This is a genomic window from Bradyrhizobium sp. P5_C11_2, from assembly GCF_054049755.1.
In genome coordinates, this window is record NZ_JBFULT010000873.1 from 1 (window position 1) to 1,990 (window position 1,990).

At 63.2% G+C, this 1,990-nt stretch carries 3 protein-coding genes; 1 reads left to right on the forward strand and 2 read right to left on the reverse strand.

The window, feature by feature from the left end; all coding sequences use genetic code 11:
* Positions 1-105: 105 nt before the first annotated feature.
* Positions 106-558 (forward strand): DoxX family membrane protein, encoded by a 453-nt coding sequence (locus ACXJL8_RS39710; protein ID WP_456621931.1) that lies wholly within the window; start codon positions 106-108, stop codon positions 556-558.
* A gap of 119 nt (positions 559-677) precedes the next feature.
* Here ACXJL8_RS39710 and ACXJL8_RS39715 read toward each other — a convergent pair whose 3' ends face one another.
* Together ACXJL8_RS39715 and ACXJL8_RS39720 are read right to left on the reverse strand one after the other, a co-directional pair.
* A complete protein-coding gene (locus ACXJL8_RS39715) occupies positions 678-1,232 on the reverse strand; it encodes a dihydrofolate reductase (RefSeq protein ID WP_456621932.1) in 555 nt (184 codons plus the stop codon).
* Between the two features lie 8 nt (positions 1,233-1,240).
* The coding region (locus ACXJL8_RS39720) for a polysaccharide deacetylase family protein (protein WP_456686887.1) at positions 1,241-1,990 on the reverse strand (750 nt) is incomplete at its 5' end.

Below are 1,990 nucleotides of genomic sequence, written 5' to 3' on the forward strand. Positions count from 1 at the left end.
GTTTTCGCCATTTCCCCGTTTGTAAACCGGCGCGCGACTCTTCATAATCGCTCGGTAGTTTCGTCAAAATTCCGATTTCAAAAAGCCTGAGCCAAGAGGCCGATCATGCCAGCGTTCGTGACTTTCGGGCGAATCCTGTTCGCCGTGCTGTTCATCTACACGGGCGCGACCAAGCTGTTCGCCATCCAGGCGACGGCCGATTTCATTGCCGCCAAGGTCGTGGTGCCCGACATGATCGCGCCTTATGCCAAGCAGGTCGAGACCGCGACCGCCATGACCACGCCGCAGCTGCTGGCGATCGCGGTCGGCGCGCTCGAGATCATCGCGGGGGTGATGATCGCGCTGAATTTCGGCGCGCGCTTCTTCGCGATGCTGCTGATCATCTACGTCGCGGTGGCAACCGTGCTGTTCTACGATTTCTGGAACCTGGCGCCGCCAGACAACGGCAAGATGCTGGTCGACGCGCTCAAGAACCTGTCAATCATCGGCGCTCTGTTCATGATCATCGGCTACGGCCGGGCCACGCGTCCGGTCGAAGCGGCCTACGGCGACGTTTGAGGCGCCGTAGGGTGGGTTGGCCGAAGGCGTAACCCACCATGCTTCAACGAACGCGGGACGAAGTTGGTGGGTTACGCCAAGCGGTTTGCGCTTCGCGCAATCCGCGGGGCTAACCCACCCTACGAAGACCTGCGCCACGGCGTGACGGTGACGTCATGCGCCGCGTCGAGCAGGTATGGCGCCCCCGGCTTCATCCCGTGCTCGGCGAGCACCTCATGCGGCGTCCGCTCCGGCACGCCGACGAAGCAGCCCTCGCCGCCGGGCAGGCGCAGATGCGGGGCCTCCGACAGCCAGAACGTGTCGTAGCGATCCATGAACATGTCGAACACGACGGGGCCGCCGATGATCGCGACCATGCCGGAGGCGACGTCGGCGAAGGCACAGGCCTGCTCTAAGCTCGCATGGTCCGGATTCCACAGCGTCGCGTTCGGCATCTCCGGATCGACTGTGAGCGCGGCTATCTTGCGCGTCATGATCAGCCGCTTTCGCTTCGGCGAGTTCGGCTGCTGCTCATGCGAGTGCCGGCCGTGCACGATCAGCGCGGCACGATCCAGAGCCTGCTCGAAGAACCTCTTGTCGCCTTCGAACTTCAGGCTGTCGGGCATGACATGCGTCGCGTCGGCAAGCATGCCGTCCGCGGAGATGATGACGTAGCCTTCGATGCGGAACGACAAGGGCGCGGCTATTCGGAGACCGTCGTCACCACGCTGTTGACCGGCCGGTTGCTGACCGTCGGCAGCTTGATGTCCTTGAGCAGCTCCTGGTCGTATTCCGGCAGCGTCGAGGCAGGGAACTTGGCACGCATCGCCACCACCTTGTAGCCACCGGCCTTCAGGCGCTTGAGCAGCTCGGGCAGGGCTTCCGCGGTGTGCTTCTGGAAGTCGTGCATCAGGACGATGCCTTTGCCCTTGCTGTCGAGCTTCTTCATCACGGTCTCGATCACCTTCTCGGGCTTGGAGGCCTTGAAGTCGAACGAGTCGATATCGCAGGAGAAGATCCCGACGTTGCGGTTGCCGAGATAGGTGACCATCTCCGGCGGATGCTGGAGCGCGGGGAAGCGGAAGAACGGCGAGGGCGAGATGCCGCCGAGCGCCCACTTCACCGCGGACAGGCCCTTCTCGATCTCTTCCTTGCGCTGCGCTTCCGTGAGCTTCTTGTTGTTGAGATTGGCGTGCGACCAGGTGTGGCTGCCCACGGTGTGGCCGGCTGCGTAGACCTGCTTCAGGATCTCCGGCTCGTAGGTGGCGTGCTTGCCGATCGAGAAGAAGATGCCGGTGGTGCATTCATCGGCGAGCGCCTTCAGCACCGCGGGCGTGTTCTTCGGCCAGGGGCCGTCGTCGAAGGTCAACACCACCTCCTTGTCGCGCAGGAAGTCGAGCTCCTTGAAGTGCTCGAAGCCGAAGCCCGGACCGCCGGTGGTGTCGATCTCGTC

Excerpts from the sequence above, each read along its gene's own strand:
- ACXJL8_RS39710 (WP_456621931.1), top strand. The coding sequence starts at position 106 with ATGCCAGCGTTCGTGACTTTCGGGCGAATCCTGTTCGCCGTGCTGTTC.